At 38.8% G+C, this 15,110-nt stretch carries 17 protein-coding genes; 4 read left to right on the top strand and 13 right to left on the bottom strand.

The window, feature by feature from the left end; translation table 11 throughout:
• Positions 1–184 precede the first annotated feature (184 nt).
• Positions 185–1,243, bottom strand: a complete 1,059-nt coding sequence (locus ACP3VS_RS07930) for a P1 family peptidase (protein ID WP_012293930.1) — start codon at positions 1,241–1,243, stop codon at positions 185–187.
• Position 1,244: 1 nt separating this feature from the next.
• On the bottom strand, positions 1,245–1,943 hold the full coding sequence (locus ACP3VS_RS07925; protein ID WP_325881442.1) for an aspartate/glutamate racemase family protein: 699 nt from the start codon (positions 1,941–1,943) through the stop codon (positions 1,245–1,247).
• Positions 1,944–2,130: 187 nt separating this feature from the next.
• Here ACP3VS_RS07925 and ACP3VS_RS07920 point away from each other — a divergent pair, with 187 nt between their 5' ends.
• Positions 2,131–3,525 (top strand): alanine/glycine:cation symporter family protein, encoded by a 1,395-nt coding sequence (locus tag ACP3VS_RS07920; RefSeq protein ID WP_012293928.1) that lies wholly within the window; start codon positions 2,131–2,133, stop codon positions 3,523–3,525.
• Positions 3,526–3,568: 43 nt separating this feature from the next.
• On the opposite strand, the gene ACP3VS_RS07915 is transcribed toward ACP3VS_RS07920, so the two are convergent.
• The 3 genes from ACP3VS_RS07915 to ACP3VS_RS07905 all read right to left on the bottom strand — a co-directional run bounded on the left by ACP3VS_RS07915 (position 3,569) and on the right by ACP3VS_RS07905 (position 8,551).
• Positions 3,569–5,530: a methyl-accepting chemotaxis protein gene (locus ACP3VS_RS07915; protein WP_426388518.1), complete on the bottom strand. Its 1,962-nt coding sequence runs from the start codon at positions 5,528–5,530 to the stop codon at positions 3,569–3,571.
• Between the two features lie 363 nt (positions 5,531–5,893).
• On the bottom strand, positions 5,894–7,573 hold the full coding sequence (locus ACP3VS_RS07910) for a methyl-accepting chemotaxis protein (RefSeq protein WP_426388517.1): 1,680 nt from the start codon (positions 7,571–7,573) through the stop codon (positions 5,894–5,896).
• 156 nt (positions 7,574–7,729) lie between these two features.
• Positions 7,730–8,551, bottom strand: a complete 822-nt coding sequence (locus ACP3VS_RS07905; protein ID WP_426388516.1) for a hypothetical protein — start codon at positions 8,549–8,551, stop codon at positions 7,730–7,732.
• Between the two features lie 104 nt (positions 8,552–8,655).
• Here ACP3VS_RS07905 and ACP3VS_RS07900 point away from each other — a divergent pair, with 104 nt between their 5' ends.
• Complete coding sequence (locus tag ACP3VS_RS07900; RefSeq protein WP_031419605.1) at positions 8,656–9,210, top strand: hypothetical protein; 555 nt, start codon at positions 8,656–8,658, stop codon at positions 9,208–9,210.
• A 39-nt stretch (positions 9,211–9,249) separates the two neighbouring features.
• On the opposite strand, the gene ACP3VS_RS07895 is transcribed toward ACP3VS_RS07900, so the two are convergent.
• The 5 genes from ACP3VS_RS07895 to ACP3VS_RS07875 all read right to left on the bottom strand — a co-directional run bounded on the left by ACP3VS_RS07895 (position 9,250) and on the right by ACP3VS_RS07875 (position 11,269).
• Positions 9,250–9,789, bottom strand: a complete 540-nt coding sequence (locus ACP3VS_RS07895) for a DUF1572 family protein (RefSeq protein WP_012293922.1) — start codon at positions 9,787–9,789, stop codon at positions 9,250–9,252.
• A 123-nt stretch (positions 9,790–9,912) separates the two neighbouring features.
• A complete protein-coding gene (locus ACP3VS_RS07890) occupies positions 9,913–10,521 on the bottom strand; it encodes an SCO family protein (RefSeq protein ID WP_012293921.1) in 609 nt (202 codons plus the stop codon).
• 104 nt (positions 10,522–10,625) lie between these two features.
• Positions 10,626–10,748, bottom strand: coding sequence for a YvrJ family protein (locus ACP3VS_RS07885; protein ID WP_426388515.1), 123 nt, complete (start codon positions 10,746–10,748; stop codon positions 10,626–10,628).
• Between the two features lie 66 nt (positions 10,749–10,814).
• Positions 10,815–11,039, bottom strand: a complete 225-nt coding sequence (locus ACP3VS_RS07880) for a DUF2922 domain-containing protein (protein WP_012293919.1) — start codon at positions 11,037–11,039, stop codon at positions 10,815–10,817.
• A 14-nt stretch (positions 11,040–11,053) separates the two neighbouring features.
• Positions 11,054–11,269 carry a DUF1659 domain-containing protein gene (locus ACP3VS_RS07875; RefSeq protein ID WP_426388514.1) on the bottom strand — a complete coding sequence of 72 codons (216 nt, stop codon included), beginning with the start codon at positions 11,267–11,269 and terminating at the stop codon, positions 11,054–11,056.
• Positions 11,270–11,390: 121 nt separating this feature from the next.
• On the opposite strand from ACP3VS_RS07875, the gene ACP3VS_RS07870 reads away from it, so the two are divergent.
• A complete protein-coding gene (locus tag ACP3VS_RS07870; protein WP_008175629.1) occupies positions 11,391–11,819 on the top strand; it encodes a DUF2621 domain-containing protein in 429 nt (142 codons plus the stop codon).
• A gap of 507 nt (positions 11,820–12,326) precedes the next feature.
• On the opposite strand, the gene ACP3VS_RS07865 is transcribed toward ACP3VS_RS07870, so the two are convergent.
• The 3 genes from ACP3VS_RS07865 to ACP3VS_RS07855 are packed head-to-tail and all read right to left on the bottom strand — an operon-like array spanning position 12,327 to position 13,977.
• On the bottom strand, positions 12,327–12,821 hold the full coding sequence (locus ACP3VS_RS07865) for a CcdC family protein (protein ID WP_031419595.1): 495 nt from the start codon (positions 12,819–12,821) through the stop codon (positions 12,327–12,329).
• Between the two features lie 24 nt (positions 12,822–12,845).
• Entirely contained in the window at positions 12,846–13,232 is a 387-nt protein-coding gene (locus tag ACP3VS_RS07860) for a response regulator (protein ID WP_031419594.1), read from the bottom strand.
• Positions 13,233–13,266: 34 nt separating this feature from the next.
• Positions 13,267–13,977, bottom strand: coding sequence for a cytochrome c biogenesis CcdA family protein (locus ACP3VS_RS07855; protein WP_031419593.1), 711 nt, complete (start codon positions 13,975–13,977; stop codon positions 13,267–13,269).
• A gap of 340 nt (positions 13,978–14,317) precedes the next feature.
• On the opposite strand from ACP3VS_RS07855, the gene ACP3VS_RS07850 reads away from it, so the two are divergent.
• Complete coding sequence (locus tag ACP3VS_RS07850; protein WP_426388513.1) at positions 14,318–15,049, top strand: FadR/GntR family transcriptional regulator; 732 nt, start codon at positions 14,318–14,320, stop codon at positions 15,047–15,049.
• Positions 15,050–15,110: the final 61 nt, after the last annotated feature.

The raw sequence follows: 15,110 nt of genomic DNA, 5'->3' as shown, positions 1-15,110 counted from the left end.
ATTAGTGGGTATTCTCTTAAAAAGATTCCTAATCCAGCAAAATGTCGTCGAAAAATATCTTTTATCCTCTATTTAAGGATTTTATTCATCTCATGGCCCTCACATGCTAAAAAAATGTTGAATCTAGTGTACTTACGCAAAAAAAGGTTATTGAAACACTGTCTATGTCTCAATAACCTTTTCGCTATGCTTTTTGAAATGAGTAGGCTTCTACTTGATGTCCGTTGCGACCAATTGTGGTTTGTGCCTGAGCTAGTGAATTGAGAATGGCTTCCTCAGTTACCTCTGCCGCAGCCGCAAATAACTGATTCATCACGGGATGATCCTCACGGAGTTGAGTTCTTGTTTCTACAAGCTGTTCAGAAATATGTGGGATGTTGTGTGCAGTTGTAAAGCCTATCACAATGTCTCCACTGCCATGTGAGTAATGACTGCCTGTTCGACCTAAACCTATCCCACAGCGTTTAATGACTCTCTTCAACTGACGACTACTTAGTGGAGCATCGGTGGCAAGGACTATAATAATCGAACCATCTGTTGGCGCTAGGGTCGATGCACATTGGATGGAGGAAGCAGCATAACGTTCAGCTAAAAATTCTGAGCTGTGCCCAAAATTACTGAGCACCATGCAGCCCACCGTATAGCTAATTTCTTCTTTATCAACTTTGACAATTCGAGAAGAGGAGCCAATTCCCCCTTTATAGCCAAAACACATCATTCCTTTTCCAGCGCCAATTGCCCCTTCCTGTGCTGTATTCGGAGAGGCATTACGAATGGCTTCTACGGCATGCTCAGGTGTTACGGGACATGCTCGGATGGAATTTAAATAGCTATCATTGCATTCACCTACAACAATATTGATGGTGCCAGTCGTTTGACCTATATCCTCATTCATGTCGAGCATATAACGTAGTGCTCCCTGCATAACGGCTGGTACACCAAAAGTATTTGTGAGCATAATTGGTGATTCAATCACACCTAGCTCATTCACCTGCACAAGCCCAGTTGTTTTGCCAAAACCATTTAACACATGGCTAGCTGCTGTAACTTTGTGCTGAAATAAATTCCCCCCGTGTGGTAAAATAGCTGTGACACCTGTACAGGCGTAAGCTCCTTCATGATCTATCGACTCATCCAATGTGACATGTCCTACTCGTACCCCTTCAACATCAGTAATACAGTTTTTCTGCCCAGCTGGTAACACACCCACTTCAATGCCGAATTGCCTTACCTTTCCCTGCATATTACGTTTCCTCCTGAATTGCCATTGACACCGCCGCCTGGGCATGAATCATCGTTGTATCAAAGACTGGAACACGGATATCCTGCTGCTGAATGAGCAGGCCAATTTCGGTACAGCCAAGAATTACTCCTTGCGCTCCTGCCTCCACAAGCTCATTAATTACTTGAATGTAATAGGACTTGGAATTTGGGATGATACTCCCCAAACATAATTCCTCATAAATGATCCGGTTAACTTCCATACGTGAATGACGTTCTGGCACAATAACCGCTATTCCATAGCCCTCTACTCTCGACCTATAAAATTCCTGTTCCATTGTGTACATAGTGCCGAGGAGAGCTACTTTTTGTAGTCCAGCCTTTTTTATTTGTTGAGCCGTGGCATCAGCAATATGTAATATGGGGATAGTGATGGCCTCCTCCATAACCTCTACGACCTTATGCATCGTATTGGTACATATAACGATAAAATCTGCACCTGCTCGTTCAAGTGACAGTGCGGCTTGCGCAAGCACAATGCCAGCTTTGTCCCATTGTCCCCTCGCTTGAAAATGCTCAATTTGCTGGAAATCAACACTATACAAAATACATGTAGCAGAATTAAGGCCCCCTAGCTGTAGTTTGACCTGTTCATTTACTAACCTATAATATTCAGCAGAGGATTCCCAGCTCATACCGCCAATCAAGCCGATTGTTTTCATCATCAAAACTCCCTCCTTTTATTCTATTTATTATACATATTAGCCGAATAAAAATGAGAGAATTTTCGGAATTTACCACTCTTATAGGAAAACTCAAAACTTTATTATAATTTATTATATTAGAAAGGTTGATTTTTCATAAAAAAACAGTGTAGACTAAAGCGTACTGTGAAAGGAGGAATAACTTATGGAATGGATTTCAAATATTGTTGATAGTGGAAATAATATTTTATGGACATATATCCTGATTATCTTATTATTAGCTGCTGGACTATATTTTTCATTTGGTACAAAATTTGTACAAATTCGTCTTTTTCCTGAAATGTTTCGTCTGATTGTCGAAAAAAGGGAGGGAGATTCAGGGGTTTCACCATTCCAAGCCTTTACGATTAGTGCCGCTTCACGTGTAGGCACTGGGAACATTACAGGTGTTGCCTTAGCCATTGGTGTCGGTGGACCAGGTGCAGTATTTTGGATGTGGATTATTGCTATTTTAGGAATGGCAACAGCCTTCATTGAAAGTACTTTAGCACAGGTCTATAAAGTAAAGGATGGCGATACTTTCCGAGGTGGACCTGCCTATTACATGGAAAAAGCGTTAGGTCAAAGAAAACTAGGTATCATTTTTAGTATTCTATTAACACTAAGTTTTGGATTTATATTTAATGCAGTGCAGTCTAACACAATTGCTACTTCGGTTGGGGAAGCATTTGATATAAGTCCAAAGCTCATTGGAGGCTTACTTGTAGCACTAACAGCATTAATTATTTTTGGTGGTGTACAAAGAATTGTAAAGGTAACGCAAGTCCTTGTACCTGTTATGGCCGTCTTCTATTTACTTGTAGCGCTTTTTGTTGTGGTGACAAATTTATCAGAAATACCGAATGTCTTTAAATTAATTTTCACACATGCATTTGGTCTACAAGAAGCTGCTGGTGGAGCAATTGGAGTCGCTATTATGCAAGGGGTACGTCGTGGTTTATTTTCAAATGAAGCTGGGATGGGTAGTGTGCCAAATGCTGCGGCGACTGCTAATACCTCACATCCTGCTAAGCAAGGACTTGTACAAAGCTTAGGTGTCTTTTTCGATACGATTATGATTTGTACAGCAACAGCCTTTATCATTATTTTAGCTGGCTTATATGATAAAGGTGAAAGTAATGGTATTATTTTGACGCAAAATTCCCTAGCTGTACACGTTGGGGATTGGGCTCCTTATTTTATTGCCATTTCCATTATCTTCTTTGCTTTCAGTTCAATTATCGGTAACTATTACTATGGTGAATCTAATATCGAATTTATAAATGCCCATAAGGGTTGGATGGTTATGTATCGCGTCCTAGTACTAGTCATGGTTATGTTCGGCTCTGTAGCACAAGTTCAACTTGTATGGAATTTAGCAGATTTATTTATGGGGCTCATGGCTTTCATCAATATTGCTATCATCATGATTCTTGGTAAAATTGCCTTCCTTGTATTAGATGATTTTACAGGCCAACGCAAAGCAGGTAAAAACCCTGTCTTTTATGCCAAATCAATTCCGACATTAAAAAATACTGATTGTTGGGAAGAAGATCGATAAAATAGGAATGCCCCTCCATTGCAATGAATGGAGGGGCGTTTTTTTAATATTTGAACTGACTAATCAGTTGTTTTAATTCATCGGCCATATGCGCAAGTGCTTGTGCCGAGGCATTGATTTCTTCCATTGATGCTAACTGTTCCTCAGTTGAGGCTGCAACATCTTCAGAAGCGGCTGCATTCCCTTTGGCTGAGAAGGCTAGATCTTCCGTCACTGCTGCTACCTCTTGCACACCAGCAGACATTTGCTCTGAGGCAGAAGAAACCTCTTCCATTTTTGGCGTAATTTCATTCATACTTGTCATAATGACTTGGAATTTCGTAATGGCTTCATCAGAAATATGTAAACCACTTTGAACATCCTCCGTTACCTTAGCCATAATACTTACAGATTGCTCTGTTTCTTGTTGAATTCCGCGAATCAATTCAAAAATTTGTTTAGCCGAATCCTGTGATTGCTCGGCAAGCTTACGGACTTCATCTGCTACAACTGCAAATCCTTTTCCATGCTCGCCTGCTCTTGCTGCTTCAATAGCGGCATTTAAAGCCAGTAAATTAGTTTGATCCGCAATGCTTGTAATGACGTCTAAAATGGATGTAATTTGCTGTGAACGTTCATGTAAGGTTTGAATTTTAGCATTAGAATCAGCAACAGATAAATGAATAGACTGCATTTGATCCTTTGTATTTTGAACAGCTTGTCCGCCCTCATCTGCCTGTAATGTCGCATGCTGTGAAAGGTCCGTCACAGCAGATGAAATTTCAGCAATATGAAGAATAGCTGTTGAAAGCTCATGTAATGATTCGGCATTTTTATTGGCACTAACAGTTTGACCATCTGCACTTGATGCAACATCTTGAATCGAAATTGCGACTTTTTCGGTTGCTATACTTGTTTGATTCGCATTAGCTGTTAGCTCTTCAGCAGACGATGCCACTTCCTCTGCATTTTGTTCGATTTTTTGAATAAGCGTCCGTAAACTTTCCTGCATATCATTAAAGGCCATTCCTAATTGCCCAATTTCATCATTCGAAGTTATCGTAACAGTTTCTGTCAGATCACCTTTACTAATCGTAACGGCGCTATCTTTTAATGCTTTAATTGGTTTAATGACAGCCTTCATCACGAAGTAGAAGATTATAGAACTAATAACGACAGCTGCAAGTAGCACTATAATGGTGTGAGATAAAATCGATGAAGCCGATTCATCAATTTCCTTGGAAAAGATGGTACCTGTGATTTTCCAATTGGTTACTTCATTCGTCGTATAGAATAAAATACGATCATCGCCGTTAAAGACGTATTCATAGGTGCCAGAGGGACTTTCGTACATTTTATCGAGGAAACTTTCTTTTATCTTGCCACCCGCTTCGAGGGTAGGATGGGAAATGACCAGATTGTCTTCCCCAAAAATAGAGGGATAACCATTTTTCCCAATTCGAATGGAATCTGCAATTTTTTGAAGGTTTGTTAATTTAATATCAATAGCGACAACCCCTGACTGGTCCTTAATCTGTTTAGCCACCGTGACAACCATATCACCTGTTCCCGCATCCTTATACGGGTTAGTAATTAAAGTTTCACCTTTTAAAGCCGTCGCTTGTTTATACCAATCTCGATCTAATGGATTATAATCCGCATCATTCAATCTGGGTACTTGAGAAAACGAACCATCATTTGTTCCAACATAAATACTTAAAACGTCTGGATTAAGCTGTCCATATTGTTTAAACTTTGATTCAATAGACGTTTGAGATTGCTTAAATTGCTGTGCATCTATTTCACTACTAAACACTTGAATGTCATTCATCTTATCAGTAATCGTTTGATCAATTAGCTTATTTAGAATTCCTACACTTTCATTGGCGCTAAATAAGATTTCCTCTTCAATGGAATCCTTAGCTGATAAATAAGATAAACTACCTACAGATATAACAGGAATTAGTAATACTAGCGCAAATAGCGTATAAAGCTTGCCCTTAAAACTGCTAAATATTTTCTTCATATATTATTCTCCTTTTGTTTCTTGAAGTGAAAAATATCACTTGTCAGCCTGATATTTGCTACAACCGTTCCCACTCTGTATCTGTTTTACATCTCTCCCATAGCTTTTATCGGATGAAATATTATTTTTCAAACATAATTATGATTTTTTTATTATTCAGTCTTTACAGATACTCTAAATCCCTGTAATTGTCAGGAATAACTTCCTATTAGCCCACAACTTACTAATCAATAGCTACACGCTGAAATGGCTTCTATTGGTCTAGACTTTATAGAAATTGGAACTGCTGAACTGATAAAAAGGTAATAAAAAGAGGTTGTCCAATGATTTATTTAACCAGTAGACCCCTCTTTTATCCTGAGCTTAATATTTAAATGTTTGTATCGATTCCTGTAAATCTATCGCCATTTTCGCTAAATGTGTGGAAGCCGCCGCTACTTCCTCCATTGCCGCATTTTGCTCTTGGGAAGAAGCGGCAACGCTTTGCACATGACGGCTTGATTTCATAGATACCTCACCTATGTAGTCAATTTCTTGGACAAGCTGTTCAATATCTTGATGGATGGTACGAATAGCTGCGGTAACTAACTCCGTCTGTGCTTGAACATCATTAATAGCATCATCAATTTGTATAAAATTATCTCTTGCCACATTAACCTTATCCCGACCTACATGCACCGAATCATTGCTATTGACCATATCTTCTTCAATTATTCTTGTACTGTCAGTAATTTGAGCTACTACTTTTTCAATTTCCACTGCTGCAAAATTAGACTCATCTGCCAGCTTGCGTACTTCCTCAGCGACAACGGCAAACCCTTTCCCATGTTCACCGCTTCGTGCCGCTTCAATAGAGGCATTGATAGCAAGTAAATTGGTCTGCGTCGCAATACTTTTAATGACATTTACAGCTGCTACAATAGCTGCTGAATTATCATCTAAATCCTGGACACGCGTATTTAATTCACTCGTATTGGCTGAAATTTCATCCATTTGTACCGTTGCATCGTGGACAGAAGAACGACCTAAACTCGCCATATTTTTCGTTTCGACGGTTGCATCATTAACATTTTGAATGCTAGTGGAAATATCATTCATTTTCTTCAAAATATGGGCCGATAAATTCCGTACATCACCTGTTAAAGTATCCTGCTCTTCAATTCCATGTGCAATATCTTGAATCGACTCTGTGACAACCTCCGTTGCCTGTGTGACCTCCATACTACTTGCCGTTAGCTGCTCAGAGGTCGCTGCCACTTGTTCAGAGGAATTTCCTACTTGCTTCATCATCTGACGAAGCTTTTCTGACATTGTATTGAATGACTGGGCTAGGTGAGCAAATTCATCCTTTGTTTTGAATTGAAGATGGGTGTTTAAATTCCCCTCTGAGAATGTATCCATTTCACTGACCGTTTGTTGGATATTTTTAGCAATCCTTCTACCAAATACAGTGGCAATAATGATGCTAATGAGGAGAGAAATTGCCGCCAATATCAATATTTCAATACCACTTCTTTCCCCTTTTTGCTTGGTCGCCTCTATATGTGCTAGCATGTCTTCCTGCTGTGCAGTGGCCATTGTCTTTCCAAAGACTACAAGTTTCAAAGAGCCCTCCCCTAAAATCGGCAAGGCTACTTGCTGAGCCTGTTCTATTTCGCCACGTTTATAAAGCGGAATAATCTGTCCATCTATCGCCTTTTCCCAATCATCAAGCTGTTGTAAAAATTGTTCAAAATCTTGATTGCGAGCGCCTATTTCTTGAAGGCGATTAATGGATGTATGTAAGGTATTCCGAATTTCATGATGATTGTTTAACATTTCTTCCTTACCATATAATATATATCCTCGAATAGCTGCGTTTGCACGCACAGTTTGGAACGAGATATCTTGATATAGATGGATTAATTCCGTATTGTCTTCGATTTCAGCTAGTGTCCTATTATTATTAGTTAAGAAATACATCGCAATGGCTGTAATCATTAATAAGAAGGCTAGCACGATACCAAAAGCAATTTGTAGTTTACGTTCCACAGTTAATCTCATATGATTCCCTCAATTCTACTGTAATCACCATTGAGTATATCCTACCTAAATCTATTATCCTATAAAATATGTACCTTTTCTCACAAAATATCGCTAAAATTTAACAATAATGAAAACTCCACCTGAAAACTATTGACAATAATATCCACTATTACGCTAGTTTAAATAGGAATTAATCCATTGAAAGCCATGTAGATATAACCAAAAAAGTGGGAGAAGTAATACCATTTTCACGAAAAGCCCCCTTTTTTCCACATATTCACGAATACCTGAAGTAAGCATCAGGACACTTAGTAATAATAAGCTATGCTGAGCCCCATATATTTGCATCGTAAATGTGATCGTTAATGGCAGGAGGACAGGAAGAATAAAATCAGAAGCGAGTCTCTTCTCCTTTTCTTTCATCAAGTTTTGCTGATCAGTTTTCGATGTACCTCCTATTAATTGCTTTGCCAGCATATATGCTAGACTAAAAAATAAAATTGTATACATAATAAATAATAACCATGGCGTTCGGCTTTCTTCATTCAATAAAAGAAAATAATCTACCACTTCTTTAGTTTGTAGTTTATAATACTGCATCGTTTTCTGATCCATGAAGAATAATTGTTCGTCGTCCACCATCACCTTAACAGCCATTTCCTTTCCATTATCGAAACGAATATATAAATCACTCGTTGGGGTAGGTTCGGTTGGTCGACTGGTCGGGACTTTTTTGGTCTGTAAAGCTTGTTGCAGGTGTTCTGTATCTTTCACCTCATAACGATTAAGGTAGAACACTTGCTTTAATGGATATAAATATTGCTCCTTGCCATCATTTCCAGACATATACCATGCCTGCTCAATCGTTTGAAAATGACTATGCGGAAGGGTTACTAGTTCGTCTCTTTGCCTTTCATTGTTCAAAAACAGCAGGAGGGTGATGAGGCTAAGCGTAATGCCAAGAATTAGTGTAAGTAAATGTCCAACCCGATTCATTGCTTATACTCCTTTACTCTTTACATATATAGTAATTATTGTAATATACGGTTTACCCATCCAATAAGTTTCATCTATACTAAAGGATGGAGGTGGAACGGGAAATGAGCAAGCCAGAATTATATGTTAATTTAGTAGTAGGACCTGATTGTGATTTCGAATCAATGGCCATCCGAGCCGCACTTGAATCCTTTGGTGCAAGGGTAACGCTTCATTTGATTGGTAGACCAAATGATTTGATTGATGTCTTATCGGGCATTGATCTTCATGGCAAAATGGATTATCTCATTTTGAATTTTCACGGAGATGAAGGACGCTTTTGTCTGCCTGAGTTAGGGGAGGATGTGTATGAAGACGATGAACCAAAGAGTTTGTACTTTGGTCCATTGGATATACAAACTTATAGCCGCCTACAGGGTGTAAAGGTTATTGCAGCAGGCTGTACATTAGGGTGGAAACAGCTCGCAACAGCATTTTTAGAAAGTGGCTGTCACTCCTATTTAGCACCAGATGATTATATCGATGGTAACGCAAATCTTATGTTTCTTATTCGCTTTTTCTATGAGATCATCTCTCATCATAAAAATCAGCAGGAAGCATATGAACTAGCTCAAGCCATTGATTCGGAGACGGCAATGTACAAGCTTTATGTATCATAAAAAAAGATCGTAGCAACTAAAAGATTGCTACGATCTCTCTTATTTTTCGTGGATGTTTTCAAGCATAGCCTTGTTAAACGTTTGCGACTGTCCTCTCGCTATACTTAACGTTTGCCAGTCAGATCCCTTTACTTGCTTCGCGATATATATAATTTGACCAATATGCTGTGAATAATGAGCCATTTGTCTTTCTATCGCATCGATTACCGCTAGCTTTTCCCCTCTGATTGTGACATGTCCCTGCAAATCGGATTCTGTAATACTTGCCAAAGCATCTAAAAATACTTGCCAGCCCTCTTCCCAGACCGCGAGAATTGCTTCTTTTGTATAAAGACTATTGATAAACTCATCATCCCGATTTCGTGTAGTTTTCTCACCATCTGTCGTTAAAAAATCAGTCCAGCGCGAAATCATATTACCACTAACATGTTTAACAATGACCGCGATACTATTGGATTCTTCATTATACGCCCAGTGCAGTTCTGCCCCCTCCAATTGATCCAGTGCCTTATCGCCTAACTCTTTCACACTTTTGAATCTCTTTTGGACAACCTGTAAATACGTTTCCGCAATCGTCATAGTCGATCCCCATCCCCTCTTTTTTATTATTATAAATGGAATATCTTATCATTCACCAGCTAATTTCCGATTCGTCGTCATAAAAGAAAAAAACCATCTCAAAAATTTGAGACGGTTTTCTATTTATAAATTTTCATCAATATATGTTTCAATATCAGAAGCTATTGTATCAATTGGTACATCTTCAATATTTTCAGCGAAGCCATTATACATTTTAACGATTGTTCCCTCTTTATCAACTAGGAAAAATTGATTACCATGGATAACTTGATCACTATTAGGATCGTTTTTCACTAAAATTTTCGTATTTTTAACCGCAAACTGTTCAATATACTTTTGTGAATATCCTGTAAGAAGATTCCACTTAGAATCATCTGGCACATTATATTTACTAATATAGTTGGCTAATACTTCTGGCGTATCAACATCTGGATCTACAGAAAAGGCGACGATATTATAATCCTCTACCCCTTTTTTCTGAAGCTTTTCTTGGACTTGTGCCATATTCAAGGACATTGGTGGGCAAATCGATACACAATTCGTGAAAATATACATACCGATCCATGGCTTGCCTTTTAAACTTTCAAGTGAAACTGTCTCTCCACGCTGATTGACATGTTCAAAATCAGGTATCTCTAAACTATAATCTGCTTTAAATTTAGAATTCCCGCAGGCACCTAGCACAGTCACACAGGCTAAAAGCAATACTAGCCCCATTCGTTTATGTTTCATGTTAACACTCTCCCTAACCTACACTATCCTCATCCTAACTTAGGCTGTAAGCGTTGACAAGAACCTCTAGGTGACAGCTTTCGTACATATTTGTGAAATTAATTTCATTTTAAGGAAACAAGTGCCTCATGAATCGCATCTAGCTTTACCTCGACACGGTATAATAAATAAAAGGACACTAAAATCGGAAAACCAATATCCGATATCATGTTTAACCACTGTTCCATTGCTATGCCCCCTCTCACTAGGTAAAAATGGCCTTTGCAGTTCTCTTAGCAAAGACCATTTTTTCATTATTCTGTTGCTACATCGAATTCTATTACCTTTCGTTCTACAATGCGTGCACCTTTGATAGCTGTCAATGCTCCAGCTTGTCCAGAAAATACATTTTTAGCCATAATAGTTTTCATGACTTGTTGAATGTCAGCTGCTGTTACTGTTGGCTTTGGAGCATCAATCGTAAGCATGGATGTTTTACCATCCGCTGTAACAAATTGTAACTCTAAAACTTGTGTCATTTTGTCATCCCCCCTTAAGATAATTCGCTTGTCTCTTGCTTTTCAATACCGGCTAATGCTTGTGATGAGAGACTGGCCTTCGCTTGGGCGACAGCTACTAAATCTTCTACGCTATGTGTCTTAGCGATATTACGATACGATTTAGTAGTGTATGTTGGCTCGTTTTGCTCATTGTAGCCTTCCACATATTTCAGACGCAGTGTAGCTTGTAAAAAATTCACGTTCGCCATCCATCGTCACCTCCCTTCATACACTATATAAAGACGAATTGCTAAAAAAGGGACATTATAGGATGAATTTTTTTTCAGAAGCTTTTATAATAGAGTCAGAGAAGGCAAAGAGGTGAACGATTTGTTACAAGGTTGGTTTTTATGGTTTATTTTATTTTGGGTGGTTGTCCTCATTTCATTGATGGCGATTGGCGGCTTTTTCATGTTCCGCAAGTTTTTAAAAGCACTCCCAAAGCAGGATGGAAAGTCTGATTTAGATTGGCAGGAATTTTATTTAGATAAAACAATCCATTTATGGGGACAAGCTGAAAAAGAGTTACTCTATGAGCTTGTAAGCCCTGTCCCTGAGCTCTTTAGACAAGTAGCAAAGGAGAAGATTGCAGGGAAAATTGGCGAGCTTGCTTTAGAGGAAAAAGCACCTGCCATTAACAATGACCTCATTATTCGTGGCTACATCCAAGCAACACCTAAACGCGATCACAAATTTTTACGCAAAAAATTAGAGCAAATGCAAATTGACATCGCCCCCTACGAACATTTATTTGAATAAAGAAAACTACGCAGCACACAAGCTTGTGCTGCGTTTTTTAGGGGTACTGCTTTGAGCGGACCATCCTCATTTGGCGTTCTATCCGTCTATTCGAGCGTTCTATCCACCTCTTCTGCAACCTATCCGTCAATTCGAGCGTTCTATCCACCACTTCTGCAGTTCTATCCGTCACTTTGGGCGTTCTATCCACCACTTCTGCAACCTATCCGTCTATTCGGGCGTTCTATCCACCACTTCTGCAGTTCTATCCGTCACTTTGGGCGTTCTATCCACCACTTTTGCAATCCTATCCGTCTATTCGAGCGTTCTATCCACCACTTTTGCAACCTATCCGTCAATTCGAGCGTTCTATCCACCACTTTTGCAACCTATCCGTCAATTCGAGCGTTCTATCCGCCACTTTTGCAATCCTATCCGTCAATTCGAGCGTTTCACCCTCCACGATGCATAACAAATTCGCCCCACCTCCCGAATCTAAAGCATAAAAAAACTACACTAGTTTGAGCACTAGTGTAGCTGGGGAATCGTTTTTTTGATTTTTTTAAACTGGATTAACATGGCAATTCGCCAAGGTACTAACATGGCGAAGGCTAGGATCCAGAACATGCCTGCTAATTCACCAACATCGATGGAGCTGCTTAGAACCATTTTAGCCACTACTCGGAATATTAATAAACCAAATAATATAAAAACGAATGCTTTTGAACGTTTTAAATAAATATCTCGACCTTTCACTTCAAATTTGGAAGTGGCAATTAAAATTGTCGAGAACACCATTCCTACAGCGGCTGCTTCTAATATTTGCATCGGTGGTACTCGGAATTGTTCAAATAAAAACATGAGTGCACCAGAAGACATCGCGATGGGCGGAATAATAATTTTCTTCTCATTTGTTGGCATTTTGGAAGCTCTCATACGTATAACCATGACAAAGCTACCCATTAGAATGGCCATAATGGTCGACCCAATAACATAATAGTGAGAAGGGATATTGCTCAACATAAAAGATCCTCCTCTAATGTCAAATTAGCAATTTTGACCAAGTAATTGGTCAGCGACGGCTCTTAATCTTTCTGGCTCAAAGGGCTTGGTAATAAAATCTTTCGCCCCACTTTCAATCGCTTCTACAATTAACTTTTGTTGGCCTAATGCTGTTACCATAATTATTTTTGCATTTGGAAATTCTGGGATAATTTTTTTTACCGCCGCAATACCAGTCATAACGGGCATCGTTACATCCATTGTTACTAAATCTGGTTGTAACTCTCGATACATAGCCACAGCTTCTTTACCATTTGCTGCCTTACCTACTACGTCATAACCCCATTCTGAAAACATATTACTGATTGCAACACGCATAAATAGCGTATCATCCACTACTAAAACTGTAGGCACATGTTCATCTCCCTCCACGTTAAAGTACGGTATGCCTCTTTAGTTTAACAAATTAAAAGCCTGTAAATCCACCGAAAATAGGCTGTAATATACGAGTAATATACGTTAATCCATCAAAGAATAACAAGATACCCACGGCAATCATGATATAACCACCGATTTTCACGATTTTTTGGCTATGTGTGCGAATCCAAGTCATTCGTGAAATAAAGAACGATAACACAAAGAATGGGATTGCGAACCCTAAATAATAGGCGAACATATAGCTAAAGCCTGCGCCTGGGTTTGTACTAGCCAACATTATAATAGAAGCTAAAATTGGTCCTGTACATGGTGTCCATCCTGCCGCAAAGGCAATACCAATTAAAACAGATCCCAAATAGCCAGATGGTCGATTTTTAAATTGAAACTTCCGATCCTTCATGAGGAAATCAATTTGTAGCAATCCAACAATCATTAAACCAAATACTACGATTAAAATGGCACCAACCTGACGTAGTAAAGTTTGATAATTCAGGAAAAACTCTGCCGCATAGGAGGCACTTAGTCCGATAATAATAAAAATAATTGAAAATCCTAGTAAAAAGAATAGTGTGTGGAAAATGGCACGCTTTTGTAGCATCCCTTTTTCTGATTTTAGCTCATCTAATGTCATACCAGTTATGTACGATAAAAATGCTGGATACAATGGGAGGGTACATGGTGAAATAAAACTTAGAAACCCTGCACCAAAAGCTAAAAATACGTTAATATCTGTTCCCATATTTTTCGATCGCTCCTTACAGTTACTGCAACCATCGTACCAAAAAAACTGATAAATTGCGCCCTTCCTGATTGTGAACGTTTCATGGCAAAATGATGAGATTTCTGAAAATTCCTCCCAAACATATAAAAAGCTTAATAAGCTACTTCTGCATTATGCGCCGCTGTTGATTTTCTGTCAACAAAATTCGCCATTATTCTACATTTTTAAATAAGCTTACCTATCTCATTTTTTTAGCCAATGCACCGTTTTTTATACACTATTCAAGAGTAATTATCTGATCTTCATGTATAATATTCATAACAAACGCGCATTTGATTGAAAAAAGAGGTGTAGCTCCTTGGAATTAAAAAAAATAAAACCTAAAAAAATCTATGAAGAAGTGTCCGAAATTTTGCATGAAAAAATAAGAGGTGGTGTTTTAAAGCCGGGTGATCGACTGGACTCGGTTGAACAGCTTGCTGAACAATTGCAAGTTAGCCGTTCCGCTGTGCGAGAGGCGCTTTCTGCCTTAAAGGCAATGGGATTGATTGAAATCAAACAAGGCTCAGGGACTTTTGTAAAGAGTGTGCCTCCAAACAGACTCGATTTTCCATTATCTACAGCCATGTTATCGAATAAACTTGATATTGCCCGTTTATTAGAAGTGCGCAAGATCATTGAGGTGGGCGCAGCTGCGAGTGCCGCAAACAACCGTACAGAACAGGATATTCAAGTAATGGTTCAAATCTTAGAAAATATGAAGCAAGCCCATGGGAATGGTGAACTTGGTGAAAAAGTGGATTATCAATTTCATGTGGCAATTGCAACTGCCTCCCAAAACCCCCTACTTGCTACCATTCTAGATCAAATTTCTGGGCTGATGATTGATACAATGAAAGAAACACGCCGCATTTGGTTGTACTCTAAAAAAACAACAAGCGAGCAACTATATGAGGAACATATGAAAATCTTCCTTGCTATTCAACAGCAAAATGAAGAATTGGCCAAACAGGCGATGACCTCTCATTTAAGCAATGTTGAAAAGGTTCTATTACAATATTTTGAAACAACGGAATCCAACCTGCTTTAAAACAGCCTAGCTCTCGACTAGGTTGTTTTATTTTTTCTGAAAATTCCATCAAAACATCTTC

Origin of the sequence: Lysinibacillus sp. VIII_CA, assembly GCF_049943995.1 — a bacterium.
GTDB lineage: Bacteria > Bacillota > Bacilli > Bacillales_A > Planococcaceae > Lysinibacillus > Lysinibacillus pinottii.
This window is presented reverse-complemented; position numbering and strand designations above follow the sequence as displayed.

Bases quoted from the DNA above. Each gene is read 5' to 3' on its own strand.
- ACP3VS_RS07880 (WP_012293919.1), bottom strand. From the start codon at position 11,039: ATGACACAAGTTTTAGAGTTACAATTTGTTACAGCGGATGGTAAAACA.
- ACP3VS_RS07875 (WP_426388514.1), bottom strand. From the start codon at position 11,269: ATGGCGAACGTGAATTTTTTACAAGCTACACTGCGTCTGAAATATGTG.
- ACP3VS_RS07930 (WP_012293930.1), bottom strand. From the start codon at position 1,243: ATGCAGGGAAAGGTAAGGCAATTCGGCATTGAAGTGGGTGTGTTACCA.
- ACP3VS_RS07910 (WP_426388517.1), bottom strand. From the start codon at position 7,573: ATGAGATTAACTGTGGAACGTAAACTACAAATTGCTTTTGGTATCGTG.
- ACP3VS_RS07865 (WP_031419595.1), bottom strand. From the start codon at position 12,821: ATGTTGAGCAATATCCCTTCTCACTATTATGTTATTGGGTCGACCATT.
- ACP3VS_RS07855 (WP_031419593.1), bottom strand. From the start codon at position 13,977: ATGGGAACAGATATTAACGTATTTTTAGCTTTTGGTGCAGGGTTTCTA.
- ACP3VS_RS07925 (WP_325881442.1), bottom strand. From the start codon at position 1,943: ATGAAAACAATCGGCTTGATTGGCGGTATGAGCTGGGAATCCTCTGCT.
- ACP3VS_RS07900 (WP_031419605.1), top strand. From the start codon at position 8,656: ATGAGCAAGCCAGAATTATATGTTAATTTAGTAGTAGGACCTGATTGT.
- ACP3VS_RS07890 (WP_012293921.1), bottom strand. From the start codon at position 10,521: ATGAAACATAAACGAATGGGGCTAGTATTGCTTTTAGCCTGTGTGACT.
- ACP3VS_RS07905 (WP_426388516.1), bottom strand. From the start codon at position 8,551: ATGAATCGGGTTGGACATTTACTTACACTAATTCTTGGCATTACGCTT.
- ACP3VS_RS07920 (WP_012293928.1), top strand. From the start codon at position 2,131: ATGGAATGGATTTCAAATATTGTTGATAGTGGAAATAATATTTTATGG.
- ACP3VS_RS07915 (WP_426388518.1), bottom strand. From the start codon at position 5,530: ATGAAGAAAATATTTAGCAGTTTTAAGGGCAAGCTTTATACGCTATTT.
- ACP3VS_RS07885 (WP_426388515.1), bottom strand. From the start codon at position 10,748: ATGGAACAGTGGTTAAACATGATATCGGATATTGGTTTTCCGATTTTA.
- ACP3VS_RS07895 (WP_012293922.1), bottom strand. From the start codon at position 9,789: ATGACGATTGCGGAAACGTATTTACAGGTTGTCCAAAAGAGATTCAAA.